This window comes from Streptomyces sp. NPDC026522, from assembly GCF_055567555.1.
The window spans coordinates 61,802-76,522 of the sequence record NZ_JBVHQF010000008.1 but is presented as its reverse complement, the minus strand read 5'-3'; the positions used below and the strand labels follow the sequence as shown (position 1 = coordinate 76,522).

The 14,721-nt window shown below is 69.7% G+C and carries 15 protein-coding genes and 3 pseudogenes; 12 read left to right on the top strand and 6 right to left on the bottom strand.

All coding sequences use genetic code 11. From position 1 onward, the window contains the following. Nucleotides 1–273: 273 nt before the first annotated feature. The 4 genes from ACZ4M3_RS21465 (at nt 274) to ACZ4M3_RS21450 (ending at nt 4,101) form a co-directional block, all read left to right on the top strand. On the top strand, nt 274–447 hold the full coding sequence (locus ACZ4M3_RS21465) for a dihydrofolate reductase family protein (RefSeq protein ID WP_467734891.1): 174 nt from the start codon (nt 274–276) through the stop codon (nt 445–447). 169 nt (nt 448–616) lie between these two features. Continuing rightward, nucleotides 617–1,381 carry an ArsR/SmtB family transcription factor gene (locus ACZ4M3_RS21460; RefSeq protein ID WP_467734889.1) on the top strand — a complete coding sequence of 255 codons (765 nt, stop codon included), beginning with the start codon at nt 617–619 and terminating at the stop codon, nt 1,379–1,381. Between the two features lie 89 nt (nt 1,382–1,470). Further along, the gene (locus ACZ4M3_RS21455; protein WP_467734887.1) at nt 1,471–2,451 is read left to right on the top strand and encodes a DMT family transporter; all 981 of its coding nucleotides are present in this window, start codon (nt 1,471–1,473) and stop codon (nt 2,449–2,451) included. A gap of 99 nt (nt 2,452–2,550) precedes the next feature. Next, on the top strand, nt 2,551–4,101 hold the full coding sequence (locus ACZ4M3_RS21450) for a DUF4246 domain-containing protein (RefSeq protein ID WP_467735470.1): 1,551 nt from the start codon (nt 2,551–2,553) through the stop codon (nt 4,099–4,101). An 89-nt stretch (nt 4,102–4,190) separates the two neighbouring features. On the opposite strand, the gene ACZ4M3_RS21445 is transcribed toward ACZ4M3_RS21450, so the two are convergent. Continuing rightward, nucleotides 4,191–5,321, bottom strand: coding sequence for an NADH:flavin oxidoreductase (locus tag ACZ4M3_RS21445; protein WP_467734885.1), 1,131 nt, complete (start codon nt 5,319–5,321; stop codon nt 4,191–4,193). 206 nt (nt 5,322–5,527) lie between these two features. Here ACZ4M3_RS21445 and ACZ4M3_RS21440 point away from each other — a divergent pair. Continuing rightward, a pseudogene (locus ACZ4M3_RS21440) lies at nt 5,528–5,935 on the top strand (MarR family winged helix-turn-helix transcriptional regulator); the annotation flags it as partial. 391 nt (nt 5,936–6,326) lie between these two features. On the opposite strand, the gene ACZ4M3_RS21435 reads toward ACZ4M3_RS21440, so the two are convergent. Continuing rightward, nucleotides 6,327–6,626: a putative quinol monooxygenase gene (locus tag ACZ4M3_RS21435; RefSeq protein ID WP_467734884.1), complete on the bottom strand. Its 300-nt coding sequence runs from the start codon at nt 6,624–6,626 to the stop codon at nt 6,327–6,329. Between the two features lie 163 nt (nt 6,627–6,789). Between ACZ4M3_RS21435 and ACZ4M3_RS21430 the strand changes: the two genes are divergently transcribed. Beyond that, nucleotides 6,790–7,671, top strand: a complete 882-nt coding sequence (locus ACZ4M3_RS21430; protein WP_467734882.1) for a helix-turn-helix transcriptional regulator — start codon at nt 6,790–6,792, stop codon at nt 7,669–7,671. A 261-nt stretch (nt 7,672–7,932) separates the two neighbouring features. Here ACZ4M3_RS21430 and ACZ4M3_RS21425 read toward each other — a convergent pair whose 3' ends face one another. Beyond that, nucleotides 7,933–8,586, bottom strand: a complete 654-nt coding sequence (locus tag ACZ4M3_RS21425; protein ID WP_467734880.1) for a DUF1326 domain-containing protein — start codon at nt 8,584–8,586, stop codon at nt 7,933–7,935. Nucleotides 8,587–8,785: 199 nt separating this feature from the next. Between ACZ4M3_RS21425 and ACZ4M3_RS21420 the strand changes: the two genes are divergently transcribed. The 3 genes and pseudogenes from ACZ4M3_RS21420 to ACZ4M3_RS21410 all read left to right on the top strand — a co-directional run bounded on the left by ACZ4M3_RS21420 (nt 8,786) and on the right by ACZ4M3_RS21410 (nt 11,405). Then, a complete protein-coding gene (locus ACZ4M3_RS21420) occupies nt 8,786–9,613 on the top strand; it encodes a DUF2182 domain-containing protein (RefSeq protein WP_467734878.1) in 828 nt (275 codons plus the stop codon). A 177-nt stretch (nt 9,614–9,790) separates the two neighbouring features. Next, a pseudogene (locus ACZ4M3_RS21415) lies at nt 9,791–10,285 on the top strand (transposase family protein); the annotation flags it as partial. 487 nt (nt 10,286–10,772) lie between these two features. Then, the gene (locus ACZ4M3_RS21410) at nt 10,773–11,405 is read left to right on the top strand and encodes an HAD family acid phosphatase (protein ID WP_467735468.1); all 633 of its coding nucleotides are present in this window, start codon (nt 10,773–10,775) and stop codon (nt 11,403–11,405) included. A gap of 145 nt (nt 11,406–11,550) precedes the next feature. Here the strand turns inward: ACZ4M3_RS21410 and ACZ4M3_RS21405 are convergent, their stop codons facing one another. Then, on the bottom strand, nt 11,551–11,709 hold the full coding sequence (locus ACZ4M3_RS21405; protein ID WP_467735466.1) for a tautomerase family protein: 159 nt from the start codon (nt 11,707–11,709) through the stop codon (nt 11,551–11,553). Here ACZ4M3_RS21405 and ACZ4M3_RS21400 point away from each other — a divergent pair. Next, nucleotides 11,700–11,936, top strand: a pseudogene (locus tag ACZ4M3_RS21400) (MmyB family transcriptional regulator); the annotation flags it as partial. The gene ACZ4M3_RS21405 and the pseudogene ACZ4M3_RS21400 overlap by 10 nt on opposite strands. A gap of 82 nt (nt 11,937–12,018) precedes the next feature. Here the strand turns inward: ACZ4M3_RS21400 and ACZ4M3_RS21395 are convergent. After that, nucleotides 12,019–12,378 (bottom strand): nuclear transport factor 2 family protein, encoded by a 360-nt coding sequence (locus ACZ4M3_RS21395; protein ID WP_467734876.1) that lies wholly within the window; start codon nt 12,376–12,378, stop codon nt 12,019–12,021. A 26-nt stretch (nt 12,379–12,404) separates the two neighbouring features. After that, the gene (locus tag ACZ4M3_RS21390) at nt 12,405–13,202 is read right to left on the bottom strand and encodes an SDR family oxidoreductase (RefSeq protein WP_467734874.1); all 798 of its coding nucleotides are present in this window, start codon (nt 13,200–13,202) and stop codon (nt 12,405–12,407) included. A 99-nt stretch (nt 13,203–13,301) separates the two neighbouring features. Here ACZ4M3_RS21390 and ACZ4M3_RS21385 point away from each other — a divergent pair, with 99 nt between their 5' ends. Together ACZ4M3_RS21385 and ACZ4M3_RS21380 are read left to right on the top strand one after the other, a co-directional pair. Then, nucleotides 13,302–13,817: a winged helix-turn-helix transcriptional regulator gene (locus ACZ4M3_RS21385; protein ID WP_467734872.1), complete on the top strand. Its 516-nt coding sequence runs from the start codon at nt 13,302–13,304 to the stop codon at nt 13,815–13,817. Between the two features lie 420 nt (nt 13,818–14,237). Next, nucleotides 14,238–14,696, top strand: coding sequence for a MarR family winged helix-turn-helix transcriptional regulator (locus ACZ4M3_RS21380; RefSeq protein ID WP_229876805.1), 459 nt, complete (start codon nt 14,238–14,240; stop codon nt 14,694–14,696). Nucleotides 14,697–14,721: the final 25 nt, after the last annotated feature.

Sequence of the window (14,721 nt, the reverse complement as noted above, 5' to 3'; positions counted from 1 at the left end):
CGGCCCGACCCGACCCGACCCGACCCACCCCAGGGACCGACCGGCCCGGGGCGGGTTCCGGCGTGCGATGAGTTCGGGGGCAGCTACAGGTCTGTCCCTTGACGGACCACAGCCGATTCATCGGGAGCAAGTCATGGGCCTCATCCACATCGAGATGTTCGCGACCTCGACCTCGTCGGGCAAGCACCCGGGGGGCCCGGCGAAGACCCCGCGGCGTTCCCGTTCGGCGGCTGGCGGGCGCCCCTGCTGGACGAGGTCGCCGGGGCCGAAGCGGTGCGCGAGATCCGGGACCGCCACGAACACGTGAAGGTCGTCGGGAGCCTGAACCTCGTGCAGAGCCTCCTGCGCGAGAAGCTCTTCGACCGCCTCGATCTCTGGCTGCATCCCCTCGTGCTCGGTGTGGGGAAGAAGGGCTCGCCGACGGCACTCCGGCCACGGGAGACATGAGCGCACCCGAGCGCGGTGCCCGGAGCGACGACTGGAGCCACCCCGGCCCGGCGGGACCGGGATCTGCGCATTGCCGCACAACGGCAGCCTCGGCACCGGGGACTGCGAGCGGCACCCACGGAGGTCCATCTTTCGTCCTTTACCGAAGTAAGGTGGCATCCTTGGACGCATGACTGAATTGCATGCCTCCACGCCGGGCGACGGAGCGCCGGACGGCGGGACGCCCGTAGAGGGCGTCGCCCCGGCCGCGCGCCTCGCGGCGCTGGCCGCGGCCTTGGCCGACGAGACGCGGGCCGCCATCTGCATGGCGCTACTGGAGGGACGCGTCTGGACCGCGGGGGAGCTGGCCAGGATCACCTCGGTGGCACCGTCCACCGTGAGCGGCCATCTGGCCCGCCTGACAGAGGCGGGTCTCTGCGTGACGGAGCGGCAGGGGCGGCACAGCTACGTACGGATCGCCGACGCCGCGACGGCCCGCCTCCTCGACGAGCTGGCCTCGTACGCGGTGCCGGACCGGGACGCGGCGCACGCGGTGCCCGTGGTCGCGGCGCCCGACCCGCTGGCTCGGGCCCGTACCTGTCATGACCACTTCGCGGGACGCCTGGGGATGGCGGTGACGGACGCGATGGAGCGCCGTGGGCTGCTCCGCACTGAGGGCGTCTTCGAGTTGACGGAGGCCGGTCGGCAGTGGTGCGCCGAGGCGGGTGTGGGCCTGGCACCCGCGGGTCGACGGCCGGCGGCCAGTTCCTGCCTGGACTGGACGGAGCGCCGTCGCCACCTGGGCGGTCTTGCCGGGGCGGGACTGTGCGCGCGGGCGCTGGACCGCGGGTGGGTGGTGCGACCGGCGGGCGGCGGGCGGGCGTTGGAGGTGACCGCGGCCGGTGAGCGCGCTTTGCGGGATCTGGTGGGAATCACTCCTGACGACTGGAACTGAGCGCGCGCGTTCACGTGGACGCGGAAGGGTGCGGCGGACGGCCCTGATATTTCGGTAGACACCGAAGTGTGCTGCGGTAGGGTGAACCCATGATTTCCCTGCGCCCGAGCCGCATCTCGCCCAGCGCCCTCACGGTCGGGGCCGTCACCTTCACGGTGTTCGCCTGGGCGTCCGCCTTCGTCTCCATCCGCAGCGCGGGCGCCGCCTACTCCCCTGGGGCCCTGGCCCTCGGCCGTCTGCTGGCCGGTTCGGCGGTACTCGCCGCCTTGTTGGTGATCCGCCGCCAGGGCTTGCCGCCGGGTAAGGCCTGGCGGGGCATCCTGATCTCCGGCGTGGTGTGGTTCGGCGGTTACACGGTCGCCCTGAACTGGGGGGAACGGCTGGTCGACGCCGGTACGGCGGCCCTGCTGGTGAACACCGGACCGATCCTGATGGCCCTGCTCGCGGCCCGGCTCCTGGGGGAGGCGCTGCCGCCGCGCCTGTTGTCCGGCATGGCCGTCTCGTTCGTCGGAGCGGTCGTCGTGGGCCTGTCCATGTCCTCCGGCGGCGCGTCGACCTCGGTGCTCGGCGTGGTCCTGTGCCTGCTCGCAGCTGTGGCCTACGCGACCGGTGTCGTCTCGCAGAAACCCGCGTTGTCCTTCGGAACGCCCCTGCACGTCACCGCTTACAGCTGCATGACGGGAGCGGTGGTCTGCCTGCCCTTTGCGGGGCAGCTGGTCACGGAGCTGCCGAAGGCGCCGGTCTCCGCGACGCTGAACATGGTCTACCTCGGCGTGGTTCCGACCGCCCTCGCGTTCATCACCTGGACCTACGCATTGGCGCGCACACCCGCCGGCAAACTGGGCGCGACGACCTACGCCGTCCCCGCGATCGTGGTGCTGTTGAGCTCGATCCTCCTGGGCGAGGTGCCCGGTTGGCTGACCCTGCTCGGCGGAGTCCTCTGCCTGGCGGGAGTCGCGGTCTCGCGCTACCGGCCCCGCACGACCGCCCCGTCGGCGACGGCCGAGCCCGCACCGTACGAACCCGACCGAGGCGCCCGTACCGTCGGCAGGCCCCCTGCCGGGTTCTGAGCGCGAGCGCGCCCCGGACATAGCAACGACTTCGTCGAAGCCCTGGCTCCCGGGCCGGCGATGACCGTGACGACGGCTGCGGTGTCAGTCTGCTGACGTATCCTTCCTGCCACCGCACACCGACCGGGGAGACCAAGAGAATTGACTGGCCTGTCTGCTTTCCCGCTGCCCTTCCATGCTTCTCGTTCCATACCGTCCGCGACACCCCGAACGCTGCGGGAACTCCAGATGATGCAGTTCAGCTCGCTCATCCGGGAGAAGCCCGGGTGGTTCGAGAAGATGAACGATGCCGACATCGTCGCGAGGTGGACGCAAGAAGCGGTCGAGCAGGGCCTCACCGAAGCGCAGATTCGTTACGTGCTTTCCGAACTCCTTCACTACGCCGCGCTGCGGGACGCGCGAACCGGCGTCGAGGTGTCCGCCGTCGACGGAGTGTGGCAGTCGGACACGTTGGTCGACGACGAGCTCAGGTCCCGGCTGCGTGAGGCGGTACGGGTTCTGGAGCAGGTCCCCGAAGACGAAATGGACTGGCATCCCGGATCCGCTGGCCAGGTGCTGGATCTGGTTCATCCCTCGCTGTTCTGCCTGGTGAGGGAGGTGAGCGGGGCGCCCGAGAGCGCTTGGCAGAACCCGACGGACCACTATTCGAAGTATGAATTCTCGGACAAATTCCAGTGGCTGCCCACGGACGTCGATGTCAGTGCCGACGGCGACGTGGCTTTCCGTTCGTACGTCAACAACGTCCACCCCGACACTCATCGCGAACTGGCCTCCGTCCTGCCCGACTTGTTCGCGCGCGTGCGCCCGTTGCTGGAGAACGTGCTCACCGATCTGCGCCATCCGCGGCCCCTGCGGATCAAGGCCGATCCTTACGGGTGGTACGACTCGGAGCCGGAGTACCCGGACAAGGCCTCCTACAGTGACAAGCAGGCCTACGCAGAAGCCATCGATGCGTGGGAAGAGGCCCAGGAGGACTGGTGGGAAAACCGCCGGCCGGCCATTCCGGACGCCCCTGTCTTCACCCCGCCCGAGTTGCCCGATGAATCCGCCCGGGTCGACCTGCGCGGTCGCCGTCTCCAGGTCATCGTCAAGCTCGCCACCATTCATCTCACCCCGGACAAGCCCGAGTACCCCGGCGGTTCCTGGCACGTCGAGGGGATGTTGAACGAGCGGATCGTCTCGACCGCCATCTACTACTGGGACAGCGAGAACATCACCGAAAGCCGGCTGAGTTTCCGGGCGGCACTGGACGACCCGCACTACGAACAGAACGACGACAACGGCCTTCGTGAGGTCTACGGCCTGGAGGACGAGGACGCACTGAACCAGGTACTGGGATCGGCTTCGACCCCAGCGGGCCGCTGCCTGGCGTTCCCGAACGTCCTGCAACACCGCGTCGGTTCGTTCCGCCTCACGGACCCCACCCGCCCGGGACATCGCAAGATTCTCGCGTTCTTCCTGGTCGAACCGTCGGAAAAGATCGTCTCGACGTCCGATGTGCCCCCGCAACAACCGTGGTCCGACACCTCGACCATGACGCTTGCGCAGGCCAAGGACTTCCGCGAACAACTCATGCAGGAACGCAAGTTCTTCGTCGACGAACACAATGAGCAGCTCTACGAACGAGAATTCTCGCTCTGCGAGCACTGAACCTGGTGCGCTGGGCCTGAGACGCCCCGTGACGTCGGCGGACCGACGTCGCGGGGCGTGCTCGGACCAGCCGTCCGGACGGCTACCGGCTACCGGCTGAGCGACTTGAGCGCCGCCGCGTCGTACGGCTTCAGCTCGTCGAAGCGGTTGCCGAGGACCTTCGCCGCCCACTGCGGGTCCTGGAGCAGCGCCCGGCCGACGGCGACCATGTCGAACTCATCGCGTTCCATGCGGTCCAAGAGGTTGTCGATGTCGCCGAGCGCCGCCCCCTCGCCGACGAAGGAACGGATGAAGTCGCCGTCGAGTCCGACCGAACCGACGGTGATGGCCGGCCGGCCGGTGAGCTTCTTGGTCCAGCCCGCCAGGTTCAGGTCCGAGCCCTCGAACTCCGGGAGCCAGTAGCGCCGGGTCGAGGCGTGGAACGCGTCGACGCCCGCTGCCGCCAGCGGGGCCAGGACGGCCTCCAGCTCCTCCGGGGTCTGCGCGAGCCGGGCGTCGTAGGCCTCCTGCTTCCACTGCGAGTAGCGGAAGATCACCGGGAAGTCGGCCGGGACGCGCTCGCGGACCGCCGCCACGATCTCCGCGGCGAACTTCGTACGCGCCACCGCGTCGCCGCCGTACGCGTCGGTGCGGCGGTTGGTCCGCTCCCACAGGAACTGGTCGAGCAAGTAGCCGTGCGCACCGTGCAGTTCGACGCCGTCGAAACCGATGCGCGCGGCATCCGCCGCGGCGTCGGCGAACGCGCCGATGACGTCGTCGAGATCGGCGCGGGTCATCGCCTTGCCGGTCCCCTCGGTGCCGTCGACCCGGATGCCGGAGGGGCCTACGGCAGGCGCATCGGCGTACGGTGCCTCGCCCTGCGTGCGCACCATGCCTATGTGCCACAGCTGAGGCACGATCGTGCCGCCCGCCTCGTGTACGGCCGCGGCGACCTTCGCCCACCCCGCCAGCTGGTCCTCACCGTGGAACCGCGGCACCCGGTCGCTCTGCCCGGCGGACTCGTGACCGACGTAGGTGCCCTCGGTGACGATCAGGCCCACACCCGCGGCGGCCCGGCTGGCGTAGTACGCCTGCACGTCCTCGCCGGGCACGCCGCCGGGAGAGAACATCCGCGTCATCGGAGCCATCGCGATGCGATTGGGGACGGTCAGGCCGTTCAGCGTGACGGGCCGGGACAGGATCTCGGCGGCGCGGGAGGCGGTGGACGTGGTGATGGTCATGCGGGTCCTCCGGGTGAGGCTACGGCTCGTCGGGATGACAGCCAGGAGTGCATAGTACACATGCTATGTATCATGCATATTGCGGGGCGGGCCCTCGCGCGGAGCCGTCCGCGGGCCGCCCTCGGTCCGCCGGTCCACGGATCCGCGATAATGGAGCGCCGGAAGGAGTGGGAGGCGCAGTGCTGGAGAAACTGGAGCGGGAGCTGATGCTCCTCTCGCGGCACCAGGTGCTGGCCCGGCGCGAGCGCGACCCCGAGCGCCTGGAGCGGTCGGCGTATCTGCTGCTCAGCCGGATCGAGACCCAAGGCCCCATGTCCATCGGGCAGTTGGCCGATGCCTTCGGGCTCGACACCTCGACCGTGAACCGCCAGACGGCCGCACTGCTGCGGTGCGGGCTGGCCGAGCGCGTGGCGGACCCGGACGGCGGCATGGCCCGCAAGCTGCGCATCACCGCCGAAGGCGGGCGCCGGCTCGCCGCGGACCGTGAGGTCAACCGGTCCTGCCTGGCCCAGGTGGTCGCCGACTGGTCCCCTGAGGAGGTACGGGAGCTGGAGGACGTCCTGGTCCGGCTGAACCGCTGCGCCGAGGCAGTCGAAGGGCGGCATTGGCCCCGTACGGAGGAAGCCGGCGCCCGCGCCGCATGCCACCCCCGGGTCCCGCAGGACTCCGCGCCGCCCGCGCCGTCGGAATCGGCGACGTCCGGCCGTACTGATGAGGGGCGACGGCATCTCGGGTCGTCTGCTGGATGAGCTGATGGGCAGCGGACGGCCGGGCTCGTCAGAACATTGCGGGGAATGCCGTCGGCAACGGCATGGCCGATGGAGAGCGACTACGCGGTAGCCATGGGGAGAGCCCTTCCAGGCTGCCCGTGGGGGATGGTGTCGCGGCGGCGAGTGGTGACAGGAGTACGGCCGTGAATTGACCCCACCTGGTGCGGCTACCCGGGACCGGTTCCCGCGGCACGGATCACCCTGGAGGCAGCCTCGTCGGCTCTACACGCAGTGCTCAGGCTGCGGTGTCGGTCAACTTCCGCAAGGTGAAGGGCTCTGCGAGGATCTGTTCCAGGACCTTCGCGACGTGCTGGAAGTGCGGCAGCGTGAAGTGGTACTCGAGGGCCTCGCTGCTGACCCACTCCTCAAGGATGACCATCTGCTCCGGAAGGTTGGGGTCGCTGAGAGGCTGGTATCTCAGGCACCCCTCCTCGGCGAGGGAGGGGACGATCATCGCATTCAACGCGTCCCGCAGACGCTCCGCCTGACCTGGCTTGGCGACGAAGTTGGCGACGAGGGTGAGGGTGTTCGGCATAGAGGGACTCCAGGTGACGGGCTCTTGCGGTGCCGCTAGGTGGACGACAACCATGCTGCAAGCCGATGCCAGGACCACCCAGGGCTCCGATCAGCCGGGGTCCACCCTGCCTGGGTCTGGCAGGACCAGGCAAAACGATTCGGGCATCCGTAACACTGGGCACATGGATCGCGCACAGCAGCTCAGTGAGTTTCTGCAGGCTCGGCGGGCCCGCCTCAGCCCTGAAGACGTTGGCGTCCCCGACTTCGGCGGCCAGCGGCGGGTACCCGGCCTGCGCCGTGAAGAGCTCGCTCTGCTGGCCGGCGTCAGTGTCGACTACTACACGCGGGTCGAACAAGGCCGCGCCCGGAACGTCTCCTCAGACGTCCTGGACGCCGTCGCCCGCGCCCTGTGCCTAGACGGCGACGAACGCGCCCACCTGCACAACCTTGCCCGCCCGACCGCCACCCGCAAGCGACCGGGTCGCCCTCAGCAGGTCGGCGCGGAGATGCGCCAAGCGCTCCAGGCCCTCACCGGTGTCCCCGCTTACATCGTCGGCCGCCGCTTGGACATCCTGGCCTGGAACGACATGGCCCGTGCCCTGATCGCCGACTTTCCCGCCATGCCCGCCGCCGAGCGGAACATGGCCCGGCTCGTCTTCCTCGACGAGGCATCGAAGGAGCTCTATCCCGACTGGGATGACAAAGCCCGCGACACCGTCGCCAACCTCCGCCGGGACGCCGGCCGATACCCCGACGACCCCCAGCTCGCCGGCCTCATCGGCGAGCTTTCCCTCGCCGGCGACGACTTCCGCCGTCTTTGGGCCGACCACAACGTCCGCGGTAAAACCCGCGGCAAAAAGCGCTTCGCCCACCCCCAACTCGGTGACGTCACCCTCGACTACGTCGCCATGCGTGCCCCGGACGACCCGGACATGACCATGATGATCTACAGCGCGCCCCCCGGGTCCGACGCCGCCACGACCTTGCAGCTACTGGCCGGCCTCACCGGCCCGGCAACGGCAGACACTGCCGCAGCCGAGATCGACAATGCGCTCCGACGCTGACCGCGCATCACCCTCATCAGGTGCACAACTCCGCCGCCAGGCGCGGCAGTACGCCCAGACCTTCGACCAGCCGGTCTCGCCGCCTTGCGGGCCGGCAGCAGGCGCGTTGGGCACGGACGGGTCGAGCACGCACTGCATCCGGGGCGGGGTGCGGTTTCCGAACCCCGGCTCCGGGCGGCGGCACGGTCGTACATCGTTGAGGGGGCCGGCAATGACCACCCGGGCTCGGTGGGGTGGGGCGGTATGGACCTCGGGACGGCGCTAGTCGGGGCCGGTCCAGTCGAAGGTGATGTGCTTGCTGGACCGCCCTTCGCGGCTCCAGAGGAAGCCGTGGGCGTCGGCGCGGTCCGCCGTCGAGCGGCCCCAGGTCGCGACCTGGCCCGGTCCGGTCTCCGCACCCGGCAGGTTCGTCGACTGGACTCGCGCACCCACCGGGGTGTTGGGTCCCGTGAGCGCGACCGCGCTCGCCTCGACCCGGCCCGGTACCACGGCCCGCCAGCTCGCGAGGTCGTCGGCGACCTCGATCTCGATGGGGGCGAACTCCATGCCGCGCATCTCGGCGCCCATCATGCTCACCATCTCGGCGGGCCAACTGCCCGCCTGTCCACCGAAGATCATCTGAAGCGCCTCGCGCTGGGAGTCGTCGGCGCGCTCGTCGACGAAGACCGCGGCGTACGCGTCGGTGTGCTCGGCCCAGAGGTTGCCGACGAACGAGCCCAGCATCAGCACGTTCAGGCCGTCCAGCCGTACGTCACCGTAACGGCCCTCGCGGACGTGCCAGGCCAGGATGCCCTCGCAATCGCCGTGGGTGGGCAGCTGGGCGAACGAGCAGGGACAGGGCACGTTGCAGTTGCAGGTGTCGAACCAGTCGCCCGCCGCGTGCCACCGGGGAACGGTCGCCGTCGTCTCGGACATCTCCCTGCCTCCTCGTGACCGTGCCGGGACGTCGGTCTCGGGAGGACGGCAGAGCCCCCGGGAACCATCGCCGGCCCACGCCCGGGAAATACGGGTATCCACCCCGATTGTCCCACCGCAGGGGTCACCCGGAGGAGGTGTATTCCGTGTACACGCGTTCCCGCGCGCACGCGCAGGTCCGTCGTGATGTGCTGGAGGTGTGCGCCTCGACCGGAAGGCTCTGTCGCCCCCTCTGCGTCCGGCGAACCTGCTGTCGGCCCGGCGGCTCGCCTTCGCCTGGTCCGTGATGGCGGCGATCGCCCTCCTCGCCTGGGTGCTGGTGGTCGACCAGGCCCGTGACATGGGGGTCGAGCCGGGAACCATGGGCATGGGCATCCCGCTGTTCCTGCTGCTGTGGCTGGTCATGATGATCGCCATGATGTTCCCGTCGGTGGCTCCGGTGGCCCTCACCTGGGCGCGGGCCATCGGGCGCCAGTCGCCCACGGGAGTCGTGCGGGTCGCTCGTACCGCCCAGTTCGTCGGCGGGTACCTGCTGGCCTGGACGGCCTTCGGCCTGGTCGCCTACGGGCTCCTCGCCGGGACCGGGGCCCTGCTGGACGAGCACCCGGGCGCCGGGCGCTGGATCGGCGCCGGGGCCTTCCTGGTCGCCGGGCTGTACCAGTTCAGTCCGTGGAAGGACCTCTGCCTGCTGCACTGCCGGAGCCCGATGGGCCAGCTCGTGCGCTACGCGGGCTTCCGCCCCCGGGCCCGCGACCTGCGGGTCGGGGCGCACCACGGGGCGTACTGCGTGGGCTGCTGCTGGGGGCTGATGGTCGTGCTCGTCCCGCTGGGCGTCATGAACGTCTTGGCGATGGCCGCGGTGGCCGTGGTGATCTTCGTGGAGAAGCTGTGGCGGTTGGGCCCCGTCTTCGCGCAGGTCGTCGGGGCCGCCTTCCTCGTACTCGCGGTCCTGAGCCTCTTCCAGCCCTGGCTGCTGCCGGGCCTGATCCCGCCGCGGTCGCCCATGACGGAGATGCTCCGCCCCTAAGAGGCCGGTCAGTGGTTCTGTGGTCGGTGGGCTTCAGAAGCTTCAGAAGAAGGCCGGCGGGACGTCCTTCTCGGTACTGAGCCGCAGGGTGCCAGCCCGCTGGCGGGCATCCGACCAGAACCGACGCGCACTCGGCAGGCGAAAGGCCATCACCGCCGACATCCGGATGATCGAGGAGTGGCTGCGGAGCGGTGTGCACCTCCCTGCGCGGACGCTCACCGCCGAAGCCCCACATCCTGGACAGGACGACCCCCTCGGCCTCGGCCAGGGGCCGTCGCGCTGTTGGTCGCGGAGTACGGTCGCACGATCCTGACCATGCGGCGGCTCGCCCCGCTGTTCGGGGTGTCCAAGTCGGCGGCGGACCGGATCACCGACCACCTCGGGCCGGTGCTCGCCCTCCAGCCCCGCAAGCGGTTCGGCAACGACGCCGTGCTCATCGTGGATGGCACCCTGGCCCCGCCCCACCCGGGATCACGCCATCGCCGATGGGTCGAAGAACGACCGGTATTGCACCAACCACCAGGACGTCATCGACGCCGACACCCGCCTGGTCGTCGTGGTCGGCCGGCCTCTCGCCGGGAACCGCAACGAAGTCCCACTCGCAGGTCCGGGGCCCGAGCCGAGCACGTCTTCCCCCGCATGAAGGCCTGGAATGTCCTCCGCGACTGCCGGACGGGGAGCCCGCAGTCTGGGGCGAGGTCCAGTTGCTGTTGTCGGGTAACCGAAACGGGGCATCCAGGTCAACGAAAGTAGCTGGTGACTACCAGTCACGAACATCCACTGCCGGCATTGCGTGCCGAGGCCCTCATCTCGGCCCGCGCGGCCGAAGGCGCCCCGGAGGGCTGGCGATCCGCACCCCACCGGTCTGGCCGACCTCCAACGGACAGTGGGCAACACGGCGGTGACGCGATCGGTGCAGCGTCAGGGCAATCCCGCGGTCAGGGGTGAGGCGCGGCGGCACGCGTGGAACGTCCTGTCCAAGGCCTTATGAGCGGGTGATCACCCACCTGCCTATTCCACGCGCGTTCAACCGGCGGTCGCCAAAAATTACCCACCGGTGAGTAGAAAACACGGGAGACCTGACTGATTCTTATCGCGTACATGCCATCCGCCACCAGGAGTATGACCTGTGACCCCCACACGCAGAGCCCGAACCGCCATGGGCATCGCCGGAGCCGCGGCCGTGCTGGCCCTGGCCCCGGCCACCGCCGCCAACGCTGTGGCGGCCGCGCCCGCGCAGGCCCCGGCCGCCGTCAACACCTGGGCTCCCGGCGGCAATGCCGCGATCCTCGGCATCGACTACGCGACCTGGCAACGTGACGTCGGCGCCGTCATGGCCTCTGCCCGGCCCTACGTCGAGCAGCGCCTCGATTCCTCTCCCGTCGGCGAGAAGCCCGCCATCGTCCTCGACATCGACAACTCCTCTCTGGAGACGGACTTCCACTGGTTCTGGACCAACCCCACCCCCGCGATCGCCCCCGTTCTCGACCTGACCCGGTACGCGAACGCGCGCGGCGCCGCCGTCTTCTTCGTCACCGCTCGCCCCGGCATCCTCTACTCGCTCACCGAACACAACCTGACCTCGGTCGGCTACCCGGTGTCCGGACTCTACGTACGCGACCTGCCCAACCTGTTCGGTGAGGTCAGTGCGTACAAGACGGCGAAGCGCACCGAGATCGAGAACCGCGGCTACACGATCATCGCCAACATCGGCAACAACGAGAGCGACCTCGTTGGAGGCCACGCGGAACGCACCTTCAAACTCCCGGACTACGGCGGCAAGCTCTCCTAACGTGCCGTGAAGGGCCGCAGGAGCGCCCGTCTACCGGTCGGCACCGGGGCGCTCCGACAACCCTGGGGTACAGCCCCGGGTGCTGCCAGCGGGGCCCTCGTCGCGCTGGAGGGCCACTGCGACACGGCCGTGGGGAGGGGCAAGATCAGCCGTCGCCGTTGAGCACGGCTGCGGTCAGAACACTGCCCGCGACGCCCCAGCCGCCGTCGGTGACCTCGTCGATCAGCACGAGGGTGGTGGGACGCGCCCGCTCACCGTAGATCTCGGCGTACAGATCGGTGGTGCGCTCGATGATCTTCCGAATTCGCTGCCCTGTGGGCCGACCACGACGTGGCGTTCCGGCGCGCCGACCGCAAACGCCTCGTCCACCCCGCACTCGGCCTGATCGAGGTCAACTGCCTCAACCTGTTCAGCGAGGACCGCAGACAGCGGCTGCTCTGGTTCACCCCAGCGGTCGGGACCGACAGCGCCGACCTCCTCGGCCTGCTGGCCGTCCTCGGCACCCAAAAACTCACCGGACCGGCACACTGACGTTCCCGCCCGCGCGCCCGGCCGTCATCCCTCCCCATCGCTCGTCGCACCGGCGGCCTGCTGTTCCTCGCCGACGCCGGGCTTACGGTTCGATGACGAGGCGTTCGATGAGGCCGCCCCGCAGTGTGAACCGGTAGCGCAGATCGATCGTTCCGCCGGGGAAGTTGCCCTCAAGGTGGTGGGTGGCGAGGTAGCGGGTCGCGTCGGTCCGCTCGGTGTTCGTGAGGCGGATGGTGTAGGTGAACTCGGTGGCGGACCGGCCGAGCCACGCCTCGATCGCCTCGGTACCCGCGTAGGTGTTGCCGTCGTCGATCACTGTGGCGTCCTGGGTGAACGCCGTGATTGCGGTGGCGGTGTCGTGGGTGCGGTGTGCTTCCAGGTACCGGGTGATCACCTCGGGCAGGGTGTCATCGGCGCTGGTGCGGGGCTGGTCGTCGTGCATGACGCTCCTTGCGGATGGCGGGGGGTTCAGACGGTGGGGGTCGTGCCGCCGTCGATGACGTGTTCGGCGCCGACGATGGCCGAGGCTCGGTCGGAGACGAGGAAGGCGACGAGCTCGGCGACTTCCTCGGGCCGGTTGGGACGGCCCAGGGGGATGCCGCCCAGGGAGTCCATCAGCCGGCCCAGGGCCGCTTCCTGGGTGATGTCCGCGTCGTGGGCGATCCGGGTGACGAGGTTGTCGGCGGCCGAGGTCTGCACGAAGCCGGGCGAGACGGTGTTGACGCGCACGCCGTGCGGGGCGACCTCGTTGGCCAGGCCCTTGCTGTACGTGGTCAGGGCCGCCTTGGCGGCGGCGTAGGCCAGGGTGCCGTTCCACAGCGGCATGCGGCGCTGGATCGAGGTGACGTGGACGACGGCCCCTTTGCCCGCGGTGATCATGTGCGGCAGGAGCGCCCGGTCCAGGCGGACGGCGGCCAGCAGGTTGGTGTTGAGCTCCCTGGCCCAGTCATCCTCGCCGAGCGCCGCGAACCCCCCGGCCGGCGCCTCGGACCCGCCGAGGGTGTTGACCAGGATGTCGACGCCTCCCACCCGGGCCTCCACCACGGCGGCTACGTGGGCTGCGCCCTGGGCGACGGCCAGGTCGGCGCCGATGAACGCCTTCTCCTCGACGTCGTCGGGACGGCTGCGGGCGGTCACCAGTACGGTTGCGCCGGCCTGGGCGAGACGTCGGGCGATGGCGGCTCCGGTGCCCTTGGTGCCGCCGGTGACCAGCGCGCGCCGGCCTTCGAGGGATTCGTTGAGAGGTGTGGTCAGAGGTGTGGTCACGGTGTGCTCCGTTCCCGGATGCAGGCGCGGAAGGCGCCGCGTCCGCCATTACTGCTAAAATAGCAGCTACTCGCTTCGACATTAGCACTAACTGAGGGGATGGTCGCCGTGGCAAGCCGGATCAGGCTGGAGGACCGGGAGTGCCCGCTGTCCACGACGGTGGAACACGTAGGCGAGTGGTGGACGCTGCTGATCCTCCACGACGCCTTCGACGGCTACACGCGCTTCGACCAGTTCCGGGAGAGCCTGGGCATCTCCACCAGCATGCTCACCACCCGACTGAAGACCCTGGTCGCGGACGGGTTGCTGGAGCGCCGGCCCTACCAGACCAACCCCGTACGCCACGAGTACGTCCTCACCGATCTGGGGCGCTCCCTGCGACCGGTGATCGTCGCCCTGGCCGCATGGGGCAACTCGCGCCTCAGGCCGGCCGAACGCAGCATGATCCTCATCGACGCCCACAACGGCGAGGAGGTCGAACCGGTCGTCGTCGACGCCAAGACCGGCCGCCGACTCGACGACAGCGACGCCTACGTCTTCACCGCGGGTCCCGCGGCCAGCGACGGCATGCGGCACCGTTACGCGACCCGACCGGCCACCCCCGCGGAGGCGTGAACGCGGCTGTTCGGCTTGGTCGGAGTGGAGGTGGTCGGGGTCGAGGTCGGCGCCGACGGCATTCCGATGCAGCCCCGGTCACCTGCGACGAGCAGGCCCGATGCTGTCCCGACCGTGGCGCGGTCCGGGCTGCCGCACTCCTGGGTGCGCACTCGTCCGCGGGACCTGCCCGTGGCCGGGCGGCGAAGTGGTCGCGGTTGACGTCGCGGCTGCGTACCTCGGCCGGGGAAGCGGCTGCCGACCGCGGTCGAGGGCCGCACCGCGGCGCGTGTGACGGCGTGGATCGGCGCCCAGACCCGTCAGTGGCGGGCCGGGGTCCAGGTGGTCGCGATCGACATGTGCACCGTGTCCGAAGCCGCGGTGCCGAACCCCGATCGGGAGATACATAAAGGATTCATATAAAGCTGCTATGTTTCAGACATGAGTCGCCGAGACGCCGCGCACGGCGCTTCCGATGCCATCGGGTCAGCCCTCTACGGTCTGGCGACCAGGGCCGTGAGACGCCTTCCCCGCGACATGAGCCTGACGTCCGCCGCCACCTTGGCCACCCTGGACAAGACCGGCCCGCGACGGATCACCGATCTGGCGGTGGCCGAGGGAGTCACCCAGCCCGCGATGACCGTCCTGGTCCGGGTGATGGAGGAATCCGGGCTGGTCGAGCGGAAGGGCGATCCGTCCGACAAGCGGGTCACGCTGGTGTGCCTGACCGAGGCCGGTGCGTCGTACGTCCGGACGCGACGCCAGGCGGGCGTCGACGCGTACGCGCGGTTGATCGACGAGCTCACCGGTGACGAGGTCGAGGCCTTGGCAGCAGCCCTTCCGGCGCTGCTGCATCTGGCGGAGCTCGAAAGCCACGCCCGAGAGGAGTCGGACCGGTGACCGCGGCCCAGGCTCATGACCAGCC